This window comes from Streptomyces sp. NPDC003042, from assembly GCF_053591315.1.
Genome location: NZ_JBSFTP010000001.1, coordinates 1 through 17,501, shown reverse-complemented (window position 1 = coordinate 17,501; position 17,501 = coordinate 1). Strand labels below are relative to the sequence as shown.

The 17,501-nt window shown below is 73.0% G+C and carries 18 protein-coding genes; 10 read left to right on the top strand and 8 right to left on the bottom strand.

What is annotated here, in order from left to right; translation table 11 throughout:
• The first annotated feature begins 87 nt into the window (after nt 1–87).
• Nucleotides 88–981, top strand: a complete 894-nt coding sequence (locus ACWDYJ_RS00090; RefSeq protein WP_451563135.1) for a J domain-containing protein — start codon at nt 88–90, stop codon at nt 979–981.
• Between the two features lie 67 nt (nt 982–1,048).
• Nucleotides 1,049–1,393, top strand: a complete 345-nt coding sequence (locus ACWDYJ_RS00085; protein WP_451563134.1) for a rhodanese-like domain-containing protein — start codon at nt 1,049–1,051, stop codon at nt 1,391–1,393.
• An 11-nt stretch (nt 1,394–1,404) separates the two neighbouring features.
• Here ACWDYJ_RS00085 and ACWDYJ_RS00080 read toward each other — a convergent pair whose 3' ends face one another.
• The 6 genes from ACWDYJ_RS00080 to paaA form a co-directional block, all read right to left on the bottom strand.
• Nucleotides 1,405–2,547: an acyl-CoA dehydrogenase family protein gene (locus ACWDYJ_RS00080; protein ID WP_451563133.1), complete on the bottom strand. Its 1,143-nt coding sequence runs from the start codon at nt 2,545–2,547 to the stop codon at nt 1,405–1,407.
• 94 nt (nt 2,548–2,641) lie between these two features.
• Complete coding sequence (locus ACWDYJ_RS00075; RefSeq protein ID WP_451563132.1) at nt 2,642–3,775, bottom strand: 2Fe-2S iron-sulfur cluster-binding protein; 1,134 nt, start codon at nt 3,773–3,775, stop codon at nt 2,642–2,644.
• On the bottom strand, nt 3,776–4,297 hold the full coding sequence (gene paaD / locus ACWDYJ_RS00070; protein WP_451563131.1) for a 1,2-phenylacetyl-CoA epoxidase subunit PaaD: 522 nt from the start codon (nt 4,295–4,297) through the stop codon (nt 3,776–3,778). It lies immediately after the preceding gene.
• Nucleotides 4,291–4,959 (bottom strand): 1,2-phenylacetyl-CoA epoxidase subunit PaaC, encoded by a 669-nt coding sequence (gene paaC / locus ACWDYJ_RS00065; protein WP_451563349.1) that lies wholly within the window; start codon nt 4,957–4,959, stop codon nt 4,291–4,293. Before paaC ends, paaD begins: the two co-directional genes overlap by 7 nt.
• 92 nt (nt 4,960–5,051) lie before the next feature.
• The gene (paaB, locus tag ACWDYJ_RS00060) at nt 5,052–5,336 is read right to left on the bottom strand and encodes a 1,2-phenylacetyl-CoA epoxidase subunit PaaB (protein WP_451563130.1); all 285 of its coding nucleotides are present in this window, start codon (nt 5,334–5,336) and stop codon (nt 5,052–5,054) included.
• Entirely contained in the window at nt 5,333–6,388 is a 1,056-nt protein-coding gene (paaA, locus tag ACWDYJ_RS00055; RefSeq protein WP_451563129.1) for a 1,2-phenylacetyl-CoA epoxidase subunit PaaA, read from the bottom strand. The genes paaB and paaA overlap by 4 nt, the downstream gene beginning before the upstream one ends.
• Before the next feature lie 134 nt (nt 6,389–6,522).
• Between paaA and ACWDYJ_RS00050 the strand changes: the two genes are divergently transcribed.
• The 3 genes from ACWDYJ_RS00050 (at nt 6,523) to ACWDYJ_RS00040 (ending at nt 9,269) form a co-directional block, all read left to right on the top strand.
• A complete protein-coding gene (locus tag ACWDYJ_RS00050) occupies nt 6,523–7,185 on the top strand; it encodes a DUF5819 family protein (RefSeq protein ID WP_451563128.1) in 663 nt (220 codons plus the stop codon).
• Entirely contained in the window at nt 7,182–8,414 is a 1,233-nt protein-coding gene (locus tag ACWDYJ_RS00045; RefSeq protein WP_451563127.1) for an HTTM domain-containing protein, read from the top strand. The genes ACWDYJ_RS00050 and ACWDYJ_RS00045 overlap by 4 nt, the downstream gene beginning before the upstream one ends.
• 90 nt (nt 8,415–8,504) lie before the next feature.
• Nucleotides 8,505–9,269, top strand: coding sequence for a TrmH family RNA methyltransferase (locus tag ACWDYJ_RS00040; protein ID WP_451563126.1), 765 nt, complete (start codon nt 8,505–8,507; stop codon nt 9,267–9,269).
• On the opposite strand, the gene paaN is transcribed toward ACWDYJ_RS00040, so the two are convergent.
• Nucleotides 9,266–10,948: a phenylacetic acid degradation protein PaaN gene (paaN, locus tag ACWDYJ_RS00035; RefSeq protein ID WP_451563125.1), complete on the bottom strand. Its 1,683-nt coding sequence runs from the start codon at nt 10,946–10,948 to the stop codon at nt 9,266–9,268. The two genes, ACWDYJ_RS00040 and paaN, sit on opposite strands and share 4 nt — an antisense overlap.
• 169 nt (nt 10,949–11,117) lie before the next feature.
• Between paaN and ACWDYJ_RS00030 the strand changes: the two genes are divergently transcribed.
• Both ACWDYJ_RS00030 and ACWDYJ_RS00025 read left to right on the top strand, forming a co-directional pair.
• Nucleotides 11,118–12,656 (top strand): 3-hydroxyacyl-CoA dehydrogenase, encoded by a 1,539-nt coding sequence (locus ACWDYJ_RS00030; protein WP_451563124.1) that lies wholly within the window; start codon nt 11,118–11,120, stop codon nt 12,654–12,656.
• The gene (locus tag ACWDYJ_RS00025; protein WP_451563123.1) at nt 12,653–13,240 is read left to right on the top strand and encodes a TetR/AcrR family transcriptional regulator; all 588 of its coding nucleotides are present in this window, start codon (nt 12,653–12,655) and stop codon (nt 13,238–13,240) included. The genes ACWDYJ_RS00030 and ACWDYJ_RS00025 overlap by 4 nt, the downstream gene beginning before the upstream one ends.
• A 30-nt stretch (nt 13,241–13,270) precedes the next feature.
• On the opposite strand, the gene ACWDYJ_RS00020 is transcribed toward ACWDYJ_RS00025, so the two are convergent.
• On the bottom strand, nt 13,271–13,828 hold the full coding sequence (locus ACWDYJ_RS00020) for an Lrp/AsnC family transcriptional regulator (protein ID WP_451563122.1): 558 nt from the start codon (nt 13,826–13,828) through the stop codon (nt 13,271–13,273).
• A 178-nt stretch (nt 13,829–14,006) separates the two neighbouring features.
• Here ACWDYJ_RS00020 and pdhA point away from each other — a divergent pair, with 178 nt between their 5' ends.
• Genes pdhA through ACWDYJ_RS00005 form a run of 3 tightly spaced genes read left to right on the top strand, consistent with a single transcriptional unit; the run spans nt 14,007 to nt 17,472 of the window.
• The gene (gene pdhA / locus ACWDYJ_RS00015; RefSeq protein ID WP_451563121.1) at nt 14,007–15,143 is read left to right on the top strand and encodes a pyruvate dehydrogenase (acetyl-transferring) E1 component subunit alpha; all 1,137 of its coding nucleotides are present in this window, start codon (nt 14,007–14,009) and stop codon (nt 15,141–15,143) included.
• Between the two features lie 50 nt (nt 15,144–15,193).
• The gene (locus ACWDYJ_RS00010) at nt 15,194–16,162 is read left to right on the top strand and encodes an alpha-ketoacid dehydrogenase subunit beta (protein WP_451563348.1); all 969 of its coding nucleotides are present in this window, start codon (nt 15,194–15,196) and stop codon (nt 16,160–16,162) included.
• The gene (locus tag ACWDYJ_RS00005) at nt 16,162–17,472 is read left to right on the top strand and encodes a dihydrolipoamide acetyltransferase family protein (RefSeq protein WP_451563120.1); all 1,311 of its coding nucleotides are present in this window, start codon (nt 16,162–16,164) and stop codon (nt 17,470–17,472) included. The genes ACWDYJ_RS00010 and ACWDYJ_RS00005 overlap by 1 nt, the downstream gene beginning before the upstream one ends.
• Nucleotides 17,473–17,501 lie beyond the last annotated feature (29 nt).

Sequence of the window (17,501 nt, the reverse complement as noted above, 5' to 3'; positions counted from 1 at the left end):
GTCGGGCCCCCTTCTTCCCGCCCGTCGCTTCCGGGGCGATGTTTCACGTGAAACATCGCCCGTGCGGGCGGGCCGTAGGCTGGCCGGGTGAGCGAGCAGACCGAGCAGCCCGAGCAGACAGTCCCCGGGGACTCCGCGGCATCCCCGGCCTCCCCGACCTCCGGGACCGACGGGTCAGCCGGGGCCTTCAGTGACGCCGGTGACGAGCGGCCCGAGGCGCGGCTCGACCGGGCCGTGCGGGCCGCCGAGCAGGCGCTGATCGAGTTCGAGATCGCGGTGGAGACCTTCCGGGTGGAGGTCGAGAACTTCTCCCGGCTCCACCACCAGAAGCTGGGCCCGATGTACTCGCGCCTGGACGAGCTGGACGCGCTGATCGCGGAGGCGAAGGCGGCCCGCAGTGGCGACCCCGAGGATCTGCGGCGGGCGCGCGACGCGCGCGCGCTGGTCATGCCGATGCCCGGGGTGGAGGAACTGTTCCACGACTGGCTCGGCTCCGACGGGATCTCCGACGACGCCGCCGCGATGCTCACCGACCGGCCCGTGCGGCCGCCGGAGCGGGTGCGTCCTCCGGAGGAGGTCCGCCGCCTCTACCGGGAGCTGGTGCGCAAGGCGCATCCGGATCTGGCCCAGGACGAGGCCGAGCGGGCCCGGCGTGACGCGTTCATCGCGCGGGTCAATGCCGCGTACGGGCGCGGTGAGGAGCAGCTGCTGCGGGAGCTGGCCGAGGAGTGGGCGGCCGGTCCCGCGCCGGAGGCCGTGCGGCCGAGCGAGAGCGAGGAGCTGTACGCCCGGCTGGAGTGGCTGGCGCGGCGCAAGGAGCTGCTGGCGGCGGTGGCCCGGGAGCTGGAGGACAGCGCCATCGGGTCGATGCTGCGGATGGCTCCGGACGACCCGGACCGGCTGCTGGAGGAGATCGCGGAGCAGCTGCTGGCGCAGGTCTCCGAACGCGAGGCGGAGCTCGCGGCCCTCGGCACCGAGTAGGGGGTGTCGGGCCACCCTCCTCGGATAGGTTGGCAAGCCAGATCCGCGAAGAGAAAAGGCGACAGCTATGAACTTCGGACCGCTTCCCTCGGTGGACGCCGCCGCGGTGCCCTCCGAGGGCTTTGTCCTGGACGTCCGGGAGGACGACGAATGGGCGGCCGGGCATGTCGAGGGCGCGCTGCACATCCCGATGAGTGACTTCGTGGCCCGCTTCGGCGAGCTCACGGAGGCCGTCGCAGAGGACAGCCGGGTGCACGTGATGTGCCGGGTGGGCGGGCGCTCGGCGCAGGTCACCCAGTACCTGGTGCGTCAGGGCATCGACGCCGTCAACGTCGACGGGGGGATGCAGGCCTGGGAGAGCGCCGGGCGCCCCATGGTCACGGACAACGGGACCCCGGCCTTCGTGCTGTAGCGGTCAGCGGATCAGGCGAGGGGGTGGGCGGCCAGCAGGTCGCCCAATGCCTCCTCGTGCGCCGCGGCCGGCCCGAGCTGGAGTTCCAGCTGCTTGGCCCAGGCGTGGTAGCGGTGCAGCGGGTAGTCCGTGTCGGCGCCGAAGCCGCCGTGCAGGTGCTGTGCGGTCTGCACGACCCGGCGTACGCCTTCGGAGGCCCAGATCTTGGCGACCGCGACATCACCGGCGCTGGGCAGCGGTCCGCCCGCGCCGCCGGTCGCCGCGTCGAGCCGCCACGCGGCCTGCCAGAGGGTGACCTCCATGGCGCGCAGGTCGATGTAGCGGTCGGCGGCCTGCACGGCCACGGCCTGGAAGGTGGCCACCGGGAAGCCGAACTGTTCGCGCTTGCCGGTGTACTGGCTGGTCATGGTGAGGACGGCCTCGCCGAGGCCGAGCGCGAGGGCGCAGGTGCCGGTGGCCAGGAGCTGGTGGAGCCGGTCCCAGGCGCCGGGGGTGTCGACGAGGTGGTTCCCGGGCACCTTGACGCCGTCCAGGCTGAGTTCGGCGAGCCGCTCGCCGCTGGTGGAGTACTGGTCGGCGAGGTCAAGCCCCTCGGTGAGCCGCGGCACGAGCGCGAGGACCGCCTCGCCGTCGCCGCGGTGGGCGGGTACGGCGATCCAGTCGGCACTGTGCGCCCACGGGACGGAGGTCTGCACCCCGTCCAGGATCCACTGCTCGCCCTCGCGGCGTGCGGTGACGGCCAGTTCGGCCGGATCGTGCCCGGTGCGGCCGTGCGCGGCGACGGTGAGGACGAGCGTGCCGCGCCCGGCTCCCGGCAGCAGGGCGGCGGCCAGTTCGGCGCTGCCGTGGGCCTGGACGGCCATGGCCGTGGCGCAGTGCTCCAGCAGCGGCACGCGGGCCAGTACCTTCGCCGCCTCCCGCAGGACCAGGCACAGCGCGATGGTGTCGAGCCCGGCCCCGCCGTGTTCCTCCGCGAGGACGAGGCTCAGCAGGTCGGATCCGGCGAGCTTGGCCCACAGCGGGCGATCGAACTCCTGGGCGACGGCCCCGGGCGTGAGCGCGGGGCTGGGGACGCGGTCGGGAGCGACATCCGCGAAGACGGCCTTCGCCGCCTCGACGGCGGCCTGCTGTTCCTCGGTGAAGGTGAAGTCCACTGCCTGTCCTCCCGCGCGCACCGGATCCCGTTCGTCTCTGACGGGGCGTCAAGATAGGGCACGCTTCCGAAAAAGCACAGGCCTGGGCCGACGGCTAGCGGTCGAAGTCGATCTCCACTTCCTCCGTCACCGCGTGGGACTGGCAGGCCAGGACGAATCCGGCCTCCGTCTCCTCCGCCTCCAGCGCGAAGTTGCGGTCCATCCGCACCTCGCCCGCCACCAGGAACGCCCGGCAGGTGCCGCAGACCCCGCCCTTGCAGGCGTACGGGGCGTCCGCGCGGTTGCGCAGCACGGCGTCCAGCAGCGACTCGCCGTCCTGGACCGGCCAGGTGCCCGAGCGGCCGTCGAGCCGGGCCGTGACCCGGCCGTGGGAGGGCGCCGCGGACCGGGCCGGGGCCGCCGCGGCGGCGTCCTCGACGTGGAAGATCTCCTCGTGCACCCGGGTCCGTACGACCCCCAGCTCGCCCAGCGCCCGCTCGGCGCTCAGCACCAGCCCGTACGGACCGCACAGGAACCAGCCCGTCACCTCCGGGACCGGCAGCAGCGCGGGCAGCAGGGACGTCAGGCGCGCCTCGTCGAGCCGGCCCGAGGGCAGTCCGGCCTCCTGCTCCTCGCGGGAGAGCACCGTCACCAGCTGGAAGCGGGCCGGGTAGCGGTCCTTGAGGTCGGCCACCTCCTCCAGGAACATCGTCGAGGCGGCCGTCCGGTCGCTGCGCACCAGGCAGAAGCGGGCGTCGGGCCGCGCCGCCAGCAGGCTCGCGGCGATCGACAGCACCGGGGTGATCCCGCTGCCGCCGACGACCGCCGCGTAGTGCGCGCCGGCGGGGGCGGCGGCCGGATCCAGCACGAACCGGCCGGCCGGGACCATCACGTCCAGCACGTCCCCGGCGGCGATCTCCTTGTGCGCGAACGTGGAGAACTCGCCGCCCTCCACCAGTCGCACCCCGACCCGCAGCTCCGCCGGGCCCGGGCCGTCGGCGGCCGGGGCGGGCGAGCAGATCGAGTAGGTGCGGCGGATCTCCGGGCCCTCCGGCGCGTTGCGGCGCAGGGTGAGGTGCTGGCCGGGCGCGTGCCGGTACTCGGCGCGCAGTTCCTCGGGGACGGCCAGGGTCAGCGCCACGGAGTCGTCGGTGAGCCGGTCGACCGCCGTCACCGTCAGCGGGTGGAAGGCGCCGTGGCGGGCAGGGCGCGCGGGGCCCGGGGACGCCTGCGGCGCGGACACGGCCATTCACAGCTCCTTGAAGTGGTCGAACGGTTCGCGGCAGGCGACGCAGCGGCGCAGCGCCTTGCACGCGGTGGAGGAGAACCGGCTGAGCAGTTCGGTGTCGGTCGATCCGCAGTGGGGGCAGCGGACCGACAGGGTGAGGGGGACCGGTCCGCCCGCGGCGTGCGGGCGGGGCGGGGCGATGCCGAACTCGGCCAGCTTCCGGCGGCCTTCGGCGCTGATGTCATCCGTCGACCAGGCCGGGGAAAGCACCGTGGTGACCCGCACCTCGGCTATGCCGTGGCCGGTCAGGACCCGCTCGATGTCGGCCGACATCGCCTCGATGGCAGGGCAGCCGGTGTAGGTGGGGGTGAGGGTGACCTCGGCGTGGCCGTCCTCGTGCATCCGCACGCCGCGCACGACGCCCAGCTCGGCGAGGGTGAGCACGGGCAGCTCGGGATCGGGGACGGAGCCGGCGAGCTCGGTCAGCTCCGCCTCCAGACGGGTCGTGCTCGCCGCCCCGGCGGCTCCGGTGCCGGTCACCACGACGCTCCCGGATGGCTGCGGTGCAGGTGTTGCATCTCGGCGATCAGCCGCCCGAACGGCTCGGTGTGCAGCCCCTGCCGGCCCGCTCCGGCGGCCCAGGCCCCCGTACGCGGGCCCTCGGGCAGATCGAGCCCGGCCCGCTCCAGTACGCCGCCCAGCGCGGCCAGCCAGCGTCCTTCGAGGGCGGCCAGGTCCACGTCCAGCCCGTCGACCGGCTGGAACATCTCGCCGGTGTACTTCCACAGCCCGTCCAGCGCGGTCCGGATCCGCCGGCGGCTCTCGTCCGTGCCGTCGCCGAGCCGCAGCGTCCACTGCTCGGCGTGGTCGCGGTGGTACGCGGTCTCCTTGACGGCCTTGGCCGCGAGCGGGGCGAACGGGCCGTCTCCGGTGGCCAGTTCCCCGTAGAGCTCGTGCTGGTAGACGGAGAAGTAGAGCTGGCGGGCGATGGTGTGTGCGAAGTCGCCGTTCGGCTGCTCGACCAGCTGGAGGTTGCGGAAGGAACGCTCCTCGCGCAGGAAGGCCAGCTCGTCCTCGTCGCCCACCATGGACAGCAGGATGCGGGCCTGGCCGAGCAGGTCGAGGGCGATGTTGGCGAGCGCGACCTCCTCCTCCAGGACGGGGGCGTGGCCCGCCCACTCGCCCAGGCGGTGGGAGAGGATCAGCGCGTCGTCGCCGAGCGCGAGGGCGGCGGCGGCAGTGAAGCCGGTGGCGGTGGCGGTGGCGGTGTGCGTTCCGCTCGTGGTGCTGTTTTTGTTCACAGGTGGCGCACCCCCTCGGGGATCTCGTAGAAGGTGGGGTGGCGGTACGGCTTGTCGGCGGACGGGGCGAAGAACGGGTCCCGCTCGTCCGGCGAGGAGGCGACGATCTGGGTGGAGGGCACCACCCAGATCGAGATGCCCTCGCCGCGCCGCGTGTAGAGGTCGCGGGCGTTGCGCAGGGCCATTTCCGCGTCGGGGGCGTGGAGGCTGCCCGCGTGCGTGTGCGAGAGGCCGCGGCGCGAGCGCACGAACACCTCCCACAGGGGCCAGTTCTGCGTCATGCCTGTACCTCTCGTCCGGTGCTGGTGTGCTTCTCGGCGTACGCCGCGGCCGCCTCGCGGACCCAGGCGCCTTCTTCGTGGGCCGTACGCCGCTGGCTGATCCGCTGCTCGTTGCACGGGCCGTTGCCCTTGAGCACGTCCCAGAACTCGGCCCAGTCGATGGCGCCGAAGTCGTGGTGCCCGCGCTCCTCGTTCCACTTCAGGTCCGGGTCCGGCAGGGTCAGGCCCAGCGACTCGGCCTGCGGGACGGCGATGTCCACGAAGCGCTGGCGCAGCTCGTCGTTGGTGTGGCGCTTGATCCGCCAGGCCATCGACTGTGCGGAGTGCGCCGACTCGTCGTCCGGCGGGCCGAACATCATCAGCGACGGCCACCACCAGCGGTCGACCGCGTCCTGGGCCATCGCGTGCTGCGCCTCGGTGCCACGCGAGAGGGCGAGGAGCAGCTCGTACCCCTGGCGCTGGTGGAAGGACTCCTCCTTGCAGATCCGGACCATGGCACGCGCGTAGGGACCGTAGGAGCAGCGGCAGATCGGCACCTGGTTGGTGATCGCCGCGCCGTCCACGAGCCAGCCGATCGCGCCCACGTCGGCCCAGGTCAGGGTGGGGTAGTTGAAGATCGAGGAGTACTTCTGCTTCCCCGCGTGGAGCTTGTCCAGCAGTTCGTCGCGGCTGGTGCCGAGGGTCTCGGCGGCGCTGTAGAGGTAGAGGCCGTGGCCCGCCTCGTCCTGCACCTTGGCCATGAGGATCGCCTTGCGGCGCAGCGAGGGCGCCCGGGTGATCCAGTTGGCCTCGGGCTGCATGCCGATGATCTCGGAGTGCGCGTGCTGGGCCATCTGGCGGACCAGGGAAGCGCGGTACTCGTCGGGCATCCAGTCACGCGGCTCCACGCGCTCGTCCGCCGCCACAGCGGCGTCGAAGGCCGCGGCGAGCTGCGCGCCGAGGTCCGCGGGCTGCTCGTCCGCGGCGCCCGTCATGCCCGCTGGGCCTGCGCCGCCCGCTGTGCCTGCGCCGCCCGCTGTGCCCGGGCCTGATTCCGGGGTCACTGCGACCATCCCGGCCCCCTGTCAGAGTCTGCCGTCCGCCCGACCGACCGATCGTTCGGTTCATCTTCTTCAATGGTGAGACGACGGCCCGTAGGGTGTCAACCTCTGTGGGCAACCCTGTGGACGCCGATGATCGGGGCGGGATGGATTCGAACGAGCGCGGACTCGCGGAAACAGCCCTTCCGCCACCGCCCCGGCCGCCCGGCATAGCGGGTCTTTCCGCCCCGTACCGGGTCGTGGCGGCCCTCGCCCTGGCAGCCGTGGCCGTCGGCGCCTGCGTGCACCTCGGCCTCGTCTTCCTGCACGTCGCCCCGTCCAACACGCTGAGCAAGCGGCACGCGGAACTGGTCGACTCGTGGGTCTACCCCGAGTTCGAACAGAACTGGAAGCTCTTCGCCCCCAACCCCCTCCAGCAGAACATCGCAGTCGAGGTCCGGACCCAGGTGCGCACCGCCGGCGGCGGCCTCGTCACCAGCGACTGGCGCGACCTGTCCGCCGAGGACGGCGCGGCCATCCGGCACAGCCTGCTGCCGAGCCACACCGACCAGAACGAGCTCCGGCGGGCCTGGGACTTCTTCACCGGCTCCCACGACGAGGACGACAACCCGAACGGCGACCGCGGCGCGCTGTCGCAGGAGTACCTGCGGCGGATCGTGATCCACCGGCTCCCCCCGGCCCGCGAGGGTGACGAGATCGTGCGGATCCAGCTGCGCTCGGCGACGACGGCCGTGCCCGCGCCGAGCTGGAGCACCGAGACGACCGACACCCGGACGTACTACCGGGAGCTGCCGTGGTGGACGGTATGAGGCCGAGGATCTCGGCGGGGCGGGCCCTGGTGGGACAGGCACTGGGGAAGGTGACGGGCCGGGCGCTGGGCCCGTACCAGAGCGCCGTGGTCCGCATCGGCTTCGCCGGGACGTGGCTGTTCTTCCTGCTGCGGGAGTTGCCGCGGCGGCACGAGCTGTACGGGCCCGACGGCCCCTGGAGCTGGGAGCTGGCGGAGCGGCTGATCGCCTCGAACCGGGCCTTCACCGTGCTGCTGTGGTCGGACTCCACGCTCTGGTTCGAGACGGTGTACGCCCTCTCCGTGCTCGCGAGCGCGCTGCTGGTGCTGGGCTGGCGGACGCGGGCGACGTCCGTGGTCTTCATGGTCGGGGTGCTGTCGCTGCAGAACCGCAGTGTGTTCATGGGCGACGGAGGGGACAACGTCATCCACCTGATGGCGATCTACCTGGTGCTGACACGGTGCGCGCAGGTGTGGTCGCTGGACGCGCGGCGGGCGAGGCTGCGGGGGTCCGCGTCGGCGGGGCCGGCGGGGCCGGTCCTGTGGGCCGTGCTGGGCGGGGTCTTCGCGTACGGGGCGGCGACGGGGCGGTTCAGCGGTGGCTGGCTGGCGGCGTTCGCGGCGGTGTGGGTGGGGTCGGCGCTGTGGTGGATGGTCGACCGGTGGCAGGCGGGCGGGGAGGAGCGGGCGGTCCTCGACGTGCTGGCGAACCTGCTGCACAACGCGGGGATGCTGGTGATCATGGCGGAGGTGTGCCTGATCTACGCGACGGCCGGCTGGTACAAGATCCAGGGCTCGCGGTGGCAGGACGGGACCGCGCTGTACTACCCCCTCGGGCTGGACTACTTCAGCCCGTGGCCCGGACTGTCCGGGCTGCTGGCGGGGAGCGGGACGCTGGTGATGCTGCTGACCTACGGGACGGTGGCGGTGCAGGTGGCGTTCCCGTTCGCGCTGTTCAACCGGCGGGTCAAGAACGTGCTGCTGGCGGTGATGATGCTGGAGCACGCGGGGATCGCGGTGCTGCTGGGGCTGCCGTTCTTTTCTCTGGCGATGATCGCCGCCGATGCGGTGTTCTTGCCGACCGGGTTCCTGGTGTGGCTCGGAGCCGTGCGGCGCCGCCGGGCCGCCGTACGGGTGCCCCCGTTGGGCGCCGAGTCGATCCCGATCCCGATCCCGGCCCAGGGTGGAGCCGAGCCGCGCCTCAAACCCCCCAGACTCCGTCCGGGGATACCCCCTGGCGGAGCTGAATGAGGCGGGTGTGGTGCCCTGCGTGCGGGCTGGCCAGGGTGCAGGGGCTGGGCCGGGCCGGTCGTGGACGCGGGGGACCGTAGGGTCGGCGGTATGAGTGAGCAGCTGAGGGGCGATGACGTGGTGCGGGCCTGGCGGGAAGTGGCCGGGCGGGACGGGGTCGTGCTGCTCGACGGGTTTCACACGCTGAAGCACGCCCTGCGCTTCGGGGCGGACGTCCTGGCGGTGGTCGCCGACGACCCCGAGGCGGTGCGGGCGCTCGCCGCCGGGCTGGCCGCGGACGTGGAGGCGGACGTGGCCCGGCTGGTGCGGCGGGCTCCGCTCAAGGAGCTGCTGCCCCGCGTGCACCCCACCGGGGTCGCCGCCCTCGCCGTACGGCCCGACAAGGAGGCCCGGCGGGCCGCGCTGGCGAAGACGCCCCGGGCCGCGCCCGTGGTCGTGCTCGACAATCCCCGCAACCTCGGCAACGTCGGCGCCGTCGTCCGTCTCGCCGCGGGCTTCGGCGCCACCGGCGTCCTGACCCGCGGCGACCTCGACCCCTGGCACCCGAACGTGGTCCGGGCCGGGGCCGGGCTGCACTACGCCACCACCGTGGACCGGGTCGAACTGGACGAGCTGCCCGCCGGGCCGCTGTACGCGCTCGACCCGGAGGGCGAGGACATCCGCTCCCTCACCCTCCCGGACGACGCCCTGCTCGCCTTCGGCTCCGAACGCCACGGCATCTCGCCCGAGCTGCGCGCCCGCGCCGATCACCTGGTGTCCCTGCCGATGCGGCCGCAGGTCTCCAGCTACAACCTGGCGACCAGTGTCGCCATGGCCCTGTTCCACTGGGGCGGGCCCTACCCCGAAGCGCACTAGGCCTGGCGGCGGACCTCCACCACGCGGAAGCGGTTCGCGACGAACGCGCCGTCGCACAGCGCGGCGTTGGCCGCCGGGTTGCCGCCCGAGCCGTGGAAGTCGGAGAAGGCCGCGGTCTGGTTGACGTAGACCCCGCCGGTCAGGTTCAGCGACAACTGCGCCGACTCCTCCAGGCAGACCTCCTCGATGGCCCGCTCGGTGTCCGGCGAGGTCGTGTACGCGCCCACCGTCATCGCGCCCTTCTCCCGCACCGTGCGGCGCAGCAGCTCCAGCGCGTCCGCGGTGGAGTCCACCGCCACCGCGAAGGACACCGGGCCGAAGCACTCCGAGAAGTAGGCGGCCTCCGGATCCGGCTTGGAGGCGTCCAGCTTGACCATGACCGGCGTACGCACGACCGCGTCCGGGAACTCCGGGTTCACCACCTCGCGCGAGGCCAGCGCGACCTCGCCCAGCCCGGCCGCCGCCTCCAGCCGGGCCTTGACGCCCGGGTTGACCAGCGCGCCCAGCAGCGCGTTGGCCCGGGCGTCGTCGCCGAGCAGGCCCGAGACCGAGGCGGCGAGGTCCGCGACGACCTCGTCGTACGACTTGTGGCCGGCGTCCGTCTCGACGCCGTCACGCGGGATGAGCAGGTTCTGCGGGGTGGTGCACATCTGGCCGCTGTACAGGGACAGCGAGAAGGCCAGGTTGGACAGCATCCCCTTGTAGTCGGAGGTCGAGTCGATGACGACGGTGTTGACGCCCGCCTTCTCCGTGTAGACCTGCGCCTGGCGGGCGTTGGCCTCCAGCCAGTCCCCGAACTCCGTGGACCCGGTGTAGTCGATCAGCTTGATCTCGGGCCGGACGGCGAGCGTCTTGGCGATGCCCTCGCCCGGCCGCTCGACCGTGAGCGCCACCAGGTTCGGGTCGAAGCCGGTCTCGGCGAGGACGTCGCGGGCGACCTGGACCGTGAGCGCCAGCGGGAGCACGGCGCGCGGGTGCGGCTTGACCAGCACCGCGTTGCCGGTGGCCAGGGAGGCGAACAGGCCCGGGTAGCCGTTCCAGGTGGGGAAGGTGTTGCAGCCGATCACCAGGGAGATGCCGCGCGGCACGGCGGTGAAGGTCTTGCCGAGCTCCAGCGGATCCCGCTTGCCCTGCGGCTTCGACCAGTCGGCCTGGCCGGGGACGCGGGTCTGCTCCTCGTAGGCGTAGGCCACCGCCTCCAGGCCGCGGTCCTGCGCGTGCGGGCCGCCCGCCTGGAACGCCATCATGAAGGCCTGGCCGCTGGTGTGCATGACCGCGTGCGCGAACTCGTGCGTCCGCGCCCCGATGCGGGACAGGATCTCCACGCAGACGAGTGCGCGCGCCAGCGGTCCGGCGTCCCGCCAGGCGGCCATGCCGGCCCGCATCGCGGGCAGCAGCACGTCCGGGTCCGCATGCGGGTACTCCACGCCCAGCTCGATGCCGTACGGGGACACCTCGCCGCCGGCCCAGCCGTCGGTACCGGGCTGCCCCAGGTCGAAGCGGGTGCCGCGGACGGCTTCGAAGGCGGCGACGCCGTCGGCCGGCGCGGTCTCCCCGTACGCCTTGGGGTGCTCGGGGTGCGGGGACCAGTAGGCGCGGCTGCGGATGGCAGACAGCGCCTGGTCCAGGGTGGGCCGGTGCTTCTCGGTCAGCTGGGGGAGGGTGAGCTCGGCGGCCATCAGGGACCAACTCCTCGTTGAGCCGGGCAGGATCAGGCTGATTTCGCAGGCTGAGATCAGGCAGGGGCGGGTGAAGAAGAGCAGACTGGAGCTAGAGTAACCGAACGATCGGTCGGGACAAGAGGCCCCGGGGAGACCTGTGGACAACCCGGTGCGGGAGGATCAGGACATGACACCAATCGAGCGGTCCCGCACTGTGGCGGTCGTCGGCGCCGGCACCATGGGGCAGGGCATCGCCCAGGTGGCTCTTCTCGCAGGTCACCGCGTGCTGATCCACGACATCGACGCCGGTCTCGCGGCGAGCGGAGCCGGGCTCGTGCGGGACCGCGTCGAGCGGATGGCCGCCAAGGGGCGCCTGGATCGCGCCGAGGCCGAGGACGCGATCGGCCGGATCGATTCGTCCGCCGGCAGCCTGGCCCGCCTCGCCGAGGCCGCCCTCGTCATCGAGGCGGTCGTCGAGGACGTCACCGTCAAGCGCGCGCTCTTCGCCGCGCTCGAAGAGGTGGTTTCGCCGGACACCCTGCTGGCCACCAACACCTCCTCCCTCTCCGTCACCGAGCTCGCCGCGGGCCTCGCGCACCCCGGCCGCTTCCTCGGCCTGCACTTCTTCAACCCGGCGCCGCTGCTCCCGCTCGTCGAGGTCGTCAGCGGCTTCGCGACCGATCCGGCCGCCGCCGCGCGCGCGCACGGCACGGTCCTCGGCTGGGGGAAGACGCCGGTCCGCTGCGCCGACACCCCTGGCTTCATCGTCAACCGGATCGCCCGCCCCTTCTACGCGGAGGCCTTCGCGGTCTACGAGGAGCAGGGCGCCGACCCGGCCACCATCGACGCCGTGCTGCGCGAGAGCGGCGGCTTCAAAATGGGCCCGTTCGCGCTGACCGACCTGATCGGGCAGGACGTCAACGAGGCCGTCACCCGCTCGGTCTGGGAGTCCTTCTTCCGCAGCCCCAAGTTCACGCCGTCGCTCGCCCAGCGCCGGCTCGTCCAGTCCGGGCGCCTCGGCCGCAAGTCGGGCCACGGCTGGTTCCCGTACGGCGACGAGGCGCCGGACCCGGCCCCGCACACGGCCGGCCCCGAGGAGGCACCGGCCGCCCTCACGGTCGTCGGAGACCTCGGCCCGGCCGCGGTCCTGGCCGACCTGGCCGAGGAGGCGGGGATCGCGGTGACGGTCACCGAGCACGGGGGCCCGTACATCCAGCTCCCCGGCGAGGGCCAGCTGGTGCTCGCGGACGGCAAGACCTCCGTGGAATTCGCCGACGTCGTCTACTTCGACCTCGCCCTCGACTACCGCGACGCCACCCGGATCGCGCTCTCGGCGAGCGAGGACACCAGCGAGCGGACCCTGGCCGAGGCCGTCGGCCTCTTCCAGAAGCTGGGGAAGAAGGTCTCGGTCATCGGGGACGTCCCCGGCATGATCGTCGCGCGGACCGTCGCCATGCTGATCGACCTCACCGCCGACGCCGTGGCGCGCGGGGTGGCCGACGCCGAGGACATCGACACCGCGATGCGGCTGGGCGTCAACTACCCGGTGGGGCCGAGCGAATGGCACGCCCGCCTCGGTCAGGACTGGGCGTACGACCTGCTGCACCACCTGGACGAGCGCTGCCCCGGCGGCCGCTACGCGCCCTCGCTGGCGCTGTTCAAGCTGGGCTACGCGGCTGGTGAGGACGCCGGTGAGGACGCCGACGAGGGGGAGAAGACGCGATGACGACCGCCAGACGGGACACGTACACCCCGGAGACCCTGCTCACCGTCGCCGTCCAGGTCTTCAACGAGCGCGGCTACGACGGCACGTCCATGGAGCACCTCTCCAAGGCGGCCGGAATCTCCAAGTCCTCCATATACCACCACGTCGCGGGCAAGGAGGAGCTGCTCCGGCGGGCGGTCAGCCGCGCCCTCGACGGGCTCTTCGCCGTACTCGACGAGCCGGGGGCGATACGCGGCCGGGCGGTCGAGCGGGTCGAGTACGTCACGCGGCGCACGGTCGAGGTGCTGCTCACCGAGCTGCCCTACGTGACCCTGCTGCTGCGCGTACGCGGCAACACGCGCACGGAGCGCTGGGCGCTGGAGCGCCGCCGCGAGTTCGACCACCGGGTGGCCGACCTGCTCAAGGCCGCCGCGGCCGAAGGGGACCTGCGCGCGGACGTGGACAGCCGGCTCGCCACGCGCCTGCTGTTCGGCATGGTGAACTCCCTGGTCGAGTGGTACCGCCCGCACCCCGGCGCGGATCACGACCAGCTCGCGGACGCGGTGGTCCACCTGGCCTTCGACGGGCTGCGGACGGCGACGTAGGCCACGTAGGCCACGTAGACCTCTGGACCTCTACTCCTCCGTGATCGTCGGGCCGCCCGCAGGCGGGCCCGGCGCCAGGAGGTCCGTCTCCTCGAACACCAGCAGGGTGCGCGTGGAGAGCACCTCCGGGATGGCCTGGAGGCGGGTCAGGACCAGCTCGCGCAGGGTCCGGTTGTCCGGGGTGTGCACCAGGAGCAGCACGTCGAAATCCCCGCTGACCAGCGCGATGTGGGCAGCTCCCGGCAGTTCGCGCAGCTGCTCGCGCACCGTCCGCCAGGAGTTCTGCACGATCTTCAGGGTGATGTAGGCCGACGCGCCCTGGCCCGCGCGTTCGTGGTTCACCCGGGCCGTGAAGCCCCGGATCACCCCGTCGTCGATGAGCCGGTTGATCCGGGCGTAGGCGTTCGCGCGCGAGACGTGCACCTGCTCGGCCACCGACCGTATCGACGCGCGGCCGTCCGCCTGGAGCAGTCGGACGATCGACCGGTCGATCGGGTCCAGCGGGCGCGGCGGGACGGGCGAGGCCCCTGAGGCACCCCCCGGTGGAATCGGTGCGGAACCCGCTCCGGCCATTTGTTCATCCGGCATTGCCCCCTGCCTCCCTCTCCTGGACGTCCTGCACCCATCCCAGGGCCACGGCGCCACTTTGTCCACAGCCTGGAGCCGCCTGTAGCCAAATTGCGCGGACAACCGAACAATCGGTAGGTGAGGCGCCTCACACCCGGGGCTCTCCCCGCCCGCTTCCCACGAGGAGGTGTACGCCGCCATGACGGTCCAAGAGCTGCCCGGTGCCGGTGCGTCCCACCGTCCGACCCCGCCGCCCGCCTGGAGGCCCCGTACGGACGCCGCGCCGCTGCTTCCGGACCCCGAGCCCTACCGGGTGCTGGGCACTCCGGCGGCCGAGCGCCTCGACCCCGCGCTGATGCGCCGGTACTACGCCGAGCTGGTCCTCGGCCGCCGCTACAACGCCCAGGCCACCGCGCTGACCCGGCAGGGCCGTCTCGCCGTGTACCCCTCCACCGTCGGGCAGGAGGCCTGCGAGATCGCGGCCGCCCTGGTCCTCCAGGAGCAGGACTGGCTCTTCCCGAGCTACCGGGACACCCTCGCCGCCGTGGCGCGCGGGCTGGACCCCGTACAGGCGCTGACGCTGCTGCGCGGCGACTGGCACACCGGGTACGACCCGCGCGAGTACCGGATCGCCCCGCTGTGCACCCCGCTCGCCACCCAGTTGCCGCACGCGGTGGGCCTGGCGCACGCCGCCCGGCTGCGCGGGGACGAGGTCGTCGCGCTGGCCATGGTCGGAGACGGCGGCACCAGCGAGGGCGACTTCCACGAGGCGCTGAACTTCGCGGCCGTCTGGCAGGCCCCGGTGGTCTTCCTGGTCCAGAACAACGGCTTCGCGATATCCGTCCCGCTCGCCAAGCAGACCGCCGCCCCGACGCTGGCCCACAAGGCCGTGGGCTACGGCATGCCGGGCCGGCTGGTCGACGGGAACGACGTCGCCGCCATGCACGAGGTGCTGACCGAGGCCGTCCAGCGGGCGCGCGCGGGCGGCGGCCCGACCCTGATCGAGGCCGTCACGTACCGGATGGAGGCGCACACCAACGCCGACGACGCGACCCGCTACCGCAGCGACGCCGAGGTGGAGGCCTGGAAGGCGCACGACCCGGTGGAGCTGCTGGAGCGCGAGCTGACGGCCCGCGGGATCCTCGACGAGGCGGGCATCCAGGAGGCGCGCGACGCAGCCGAGGAGATGGCGGCGACGCTGCGCGAGCGGATGAACGCCGATCCGGTGCTGGACCCCATGGACCTCTTCGCGCACGTCTACGCGGAGCAGACCGGCCGGTTGCGCGAGCAGGCGGAAATGCTGCGTGCCGAGCTGGAAGCGGAGGAGCAGTCGTGACGACGGTGGCGGCGAAGCCCGGAGCGAAGACCGGGGCGAAGCCCGCGACGATGGCGCAGGCCCTGAACCGGGCGATGCGCGACGCGATGGCCGAGGACCCGACGGTCCACGTCATGGGCGAGGACGTCGGGGCGCTGGGCGGGGTCTTCCGGATCACGGACGGGCTCGCGAAGGAGTTCGGCGAGGACCGCTGCACCGACACCCCGCTCGCGGAGGCCGGGATCCTGGGCGCGGCGGTGGGCATGGCGATGTACGGGCTGCGGCCGGTGGTCGAGATGCAGTTCGACGCGTTCGCGTACCCGGCCTTCGAGCAGCTCATCTCGCACGTGGCGAAGATGCGCAACCGCACGCGGGGCGCGATGCCGCTGCCGATCACCATCCGCGTGCCGTACGGCGGCGGCATCGGCGGCGTCGAGCACCACAGCGATTCCTCCGAGGCGTACTACGTGGCCACGCCCGGCCTGACCGTCGTGACCCCGGCGACCGTCGAGGACGCGTACGGGCTGCTGCGCGCGTCGATCGCGAGCGACGACCCGGTGGTCTTCCTGGAGCCCAAGCGGCTGTACTGGTCGAAGGCCGACTGGTCGCCGCAGGCGCCCGCCGCGGTGCCGGGGATCGGCAAGGCGCTGGTCCGGCGGACGGGCACGAGCGCGACGCTGATCACCTACGGACCCTCGCTGCCGGTGTGCCTGGAGGCGGCCGAGGCGGCGCGCGAGGAGGGCTGGGAGCTGGAGGTCGTGGACCTGAGGTCGCTGGTCCCCTTCGACGAGGAGACCGTCGTGGCCTCCGTACGCAGGACCGGGCGTGCCGTGGTCGTCCACGAGTCGGGCGGCTTCGGCGGACCGGGCGCGGAGATCGCCGCCCGCGTCACGGAGCGGTGCTTCCACCACCTGGAGGCGCCCGTGCTGCGGGTGACGGGATTCGACATCCCCTACCCGCCGCCGATGCTGGAGAAGCACCACCTGCCCGGTGTGGACCGGATCCTGGACACCGTGGCCCGCCTGCAGTGGGAGAACTGATGCCGCAGGTACTGGAGTTCAAGCTGCCCGACCTCGGTGAGGGCCTGACCGAGGCGGAGATCGTCCGCTGGCTGGTGGCCGTGGGCGATGTCGTCGAGATCGACCAGCCGGTGGTCGAGGTCGAGACGGCCAAGGCGATGGTCGAGGTGCCCTGCCCGTACGGGGGCGTGGTCACCGCGCGCTTCGGCGAGGAGGGCACGGAGCTGCCGGTCGGCGCTGCGCTGATCACGGTGGCGGTGGGATCCGTCACGGAGCCGGAGCCCGAGGAGTCGGCTTCCGGTTCGGGCAACGTCCTGGTCGGATACGGCACGGACCACTCCCGGCAGGCGCGGCGCAAGCGGGTCCGGCCGGGGGCGTCCGCGGCGTCTGCCGTGTCCGCCGTGTCAGCCGTGTCCGCGGCGCCGAAGGCGGCCGCGGTCGCTCCGGCGCCCGCCGCGAGCGGGCCGGTGGCGGTCGTCTCGCCGCTGGTGCGCAAGCTCGCCAAGGACCACGGGGTGGACCTGCGCGCGCTGCGCGGGTCGGGGCCCGAGGGCCTGATCCTGCGGGCGGACGTGGAGGCGGCGCTGCGGGCGCCCGAGCCCGCGGTCCAGCCCGCCGCTCCGGCCCGCGCCGTGGCCGCGCAGGGCGAGCGGATCCCCCTCAAGGGGCTGCGCGGAGCCGTGGCCGAGAAGCTCTCGCGCAGCCGGCGCGAGATCCCCGAGGCCACCTGCTGGGTCGACGCGGACGCCACCGAGCTGATGGCGGCCCGCGCCGCGATGAACGCCGTGGACGGGCCGAAGATCTCGGTGCTCGCCCTGCTGGCCCGGATCTGCACGGCCGCGCTCGCCAAGTACCCGGAGCTCAACTCCACCGTGGACCTCGCGGCGAACGAGATCGTCCGGCTCCCGGCCGTGCACCTGGGCTTCGCCGCGCAAACAGAACGCGGCCTGATGGTCCCGGTGGTCCGGGACGCGCAGACGCGCAGCCCGGAGTCCCTGTCGGCCGAGTTCGCCCGCCTCACCGAACTGGCGCGAGCCGGGAAGCTGACGCCGTCCGACCTCACGGGCGGGACGTTCACGCTGAACAACTACGGGGTGTTCGGGGTCGACGGCTCCACGCCGATCATCAACCACCCCGAGGCGGCCATGCTCGGCGTGGGTCGGATCATCCCCAAGCCGTGGGTGCACCAGGGCGAGCTGGCCGTCCGGCAGGTCGTCCAGCTGTCGCTGACCTTCGACCACCGCGTCTGCGACGGCGGCACGGCGGGCGGCTTCCTGCGGTACGTCGCCGACTGCGTCGAATCCCCGGCGGTGCTGCTCCGCAGCCTGTGACACCCCCCCCGCCCACCCCCCGGCCGGGG